1 protein-coding gene and 1 pseudogene are annotated in these 2,539 nt (G+C 63.6%); both read left to right on the forward strand.

All coding sequences use genetic code 11. The annotated features are described in order from the left end of the window. Window positions 1–152: 152 nt before the first annotated feature. The gene (gene istA, locus NLI89_RS21490; RefSeq protein WP_439144557.1) at window positions 153–1,661 is read left to right on the forward strand and encodes an IS21 family transposase; all 1,509 of its coding nucleotides are present in this window, start codon (window positions 153–155) and stop codon (window positions 1,659–1,661) included. Next, window positions 1,658–2,413 (forward strand): annotated as a pseudogene (istB, locus tag NLI89_RS21495) (IS21-like element helper ATPase IstB); the annotation flags it as partial. The gene istA and the pseudogene istB, both read left to right, overlap by 4 nt. Window positions 2,414–2,539: the final 126 nt, after the last annotated feature.

The following is a 2,539-nucleotide window of genomic DNA, read 5'->3' on the forward strand; positions in this document are numbered from 1 at the left end:
AGACAGCAGCGTCAATCAAGATGAGACTCCGTTTGGGGCTGTCGGCGTAGGGCGTAGCCCGGAGCCGACAGCCCCAAACGGAAGCCCTTTCGAAGGGCTTTGGTGGTCGTGACCGGCCTACATCTGGGCTTTTCCTTGAGGGAAGAGCGCAGGTGAGCGGTCGACACGTCAACGATCATCAAACGAGGCTCTTTATGAAACATCGTCAAAGCGACCCGGTGTCCGTGGCAGCGGCCAAGGCCGGTATCAGCCGGGCGACCGCCTATCGGCTGCTCAAGGGAGGCAAACTCCCGTCCCAGAAGGCGGAGCCGCGAAGTCGGCGCCGACCAGACCCGCTGGCAGAGATCTTCGACACCGAGATTGTCCCACTTCTCCAGGCGGCTCCCGGCCTGCGGGCGGTCGCGATATTTGAGGAGATGCTTCGCCGACATCCGGATCTCTCGCCCGGGATCCGGCGGACCATGGAGCGGCGCATCCGGACATGGCGCGCGCGGCATGGCGCGGACCAGGAGGTCATTTTCCGTCAGGCTCACGAGCCCGGCCGTATGGGCCTGTCGGACTTCACCGATATGGGCGATCTCGATGTGTTGGTCACTGTCGCCGGCCAGCCGCTCAAGCATCTTCTTTATCACTTCCGGTTGGTCTGGTCGGGTTTCGAGCACGCCCATGTCATCCTCGGCGGCGAGAGCTATGTCGCCTTGGCCGAGGGACTGCAGAACGCCCTGTGGGCGGTAGGCGGCGCGCCACGCCTACACCGCAGTGACAGCCTGTCGGCCGCATTCCGCAATCTCGATGCTGACGCCAGAGTTGACCTGACGCGGCGATATGATGCGCTTTGCGAGCATTATGCGATGGAGCCGACGCGCAACAATCGCGGTGTCGCCCATGAGAACGGCGCTATCGAAAGCCCCCACGGCCATCTCAAATATGCCGTGAACGACGCGCTGCTAATGCGCGGGTCCGGCGACTTCGTGGATCTGGCTGCCTACCGCGCCTTCATCGACGAGATCGTCGCGCGCAAGAACCGACGCAACGCGGCTCGTATCGATGCCGAGCGCGCAACGCTGCAGCCGCTCCCGCAGCTTCGCACCAGCGACTATGAGGAGAGCATTGTCCCCGTCACCTCGACCAGCAGCTTCACGCTGAAGAAGGTCTTCTACACGGTCCCGTCGCGCCTCATCGGCCACAGGCTGAGGGTCCGCCTGTATGACGACCGCCTCGATATCTTCCTCGGCGCGACGCGTCTCATGACGCTCCGTCGCGGACGAACGCCCAGCGACGGCAAGCACGGACACGTCGTCGACTACCGGCACGTCATCCACAGCCTGCGGCGCAAACCTATGGCGCTGATGAACCTCGTGTACCGCGACCAGATCTTTCCGCGCGAAGCGTATCGCCGGACATTCGACCGTCTTATCGAACAACTGCCCGAGCGCGTCGCCTGCAAGATCATGGTCGAGTTGCTCTCGCTCGCGCATGAGCGGGGTTGCGAAGCAGAGCTGGCAGATGTTCTGGCAGCAGATCTGGACGCCAGGCGCCTGCCAGACCTCACGCAGCTACGAGCACGCTTCTCACCAGACCCGGCCAGCTTGCCGGTCGTCTCGGTGCAATTGCCCTCGCTTGCCGTCTACGACACTCTGCTGACGGGAGCGGCCGCATGAACCCCGCTGCCGACACCCAGCGCCTTGCCTTCATCCTCAACGAACTACGTCTGCCCGCCATCAAACAGGCCTGGCTTCAATTCGCTGAACGCGCCGACAAGGAGGCGTGGCCGGCCACCCGCTTCCTCGCCGCGCTCGCCGAGCATGAGATCGCCGAACGCGACCGGCGACGCATCGAGCGGCACCTGGCAGAAGCACGCCTGCCACCAGGCAAAACCCTCGACACCTTCGACTTCACCAACGTGCCGATGATCTCCAAGGCACACATCATGGCCCTCTGTGCCGGCGACAGCTGGCTCGAGAAGGGGGCCAACCTCATCATGATTGGCGGACCGGGCGGCGGGAAGAGCCATCTCGCCGCTGCAATCGGCATGGCACTCATCGAGGCGGGCTGGCGCGTCCTGTTCACCCGTACCTCGGATCTCGTCCAGAAACTGCAGATCGCGCGCCGTGAGCTCGCCCTCGAAAGTGCGATCGCCAAGCTCGACAAATATCACCTGCTCGTGCTCGACGATCTCGCCTACGTCACCAAGGACCAGGCCGAAACCTCCGTCCTCTTCGAACTGATCAGCGCCCGCTACGAACGCCGATCAACCCTCATTACCGCCAACCAGCCATTCGGCGACTGGTCGCGCGTATTCCCTGACCCCGCCATGACGCTCGCCGCTGTCGACCGCCTCGTGCACCACTCCACCATCTTCGAGATGAACGTCGAGAGCTACCGACGCCGCGCAGCCCTCCAGCGACAATCAAGCTGAGACACCGTCTGTCGCGGAGCGGCGATCAACACCAAAGTTGGCCTTGCATTGCCTGTCGCGCCGCGACAATCTCGCTCCCGTCACGGCCGCAGAGTCTCATCCTGATCGCCGCTACTGTCT

The sequence above is a fragment of the Sphingomonas faeni genome, assembly GCF_024273235.1.
Lineage (GTDB): Bacteria > Pseudomonadota > Alphaproteobacteria > Sphingomonadales > Sphingomonadaceae > Sphingomonas > Sphingomonas faeni_A.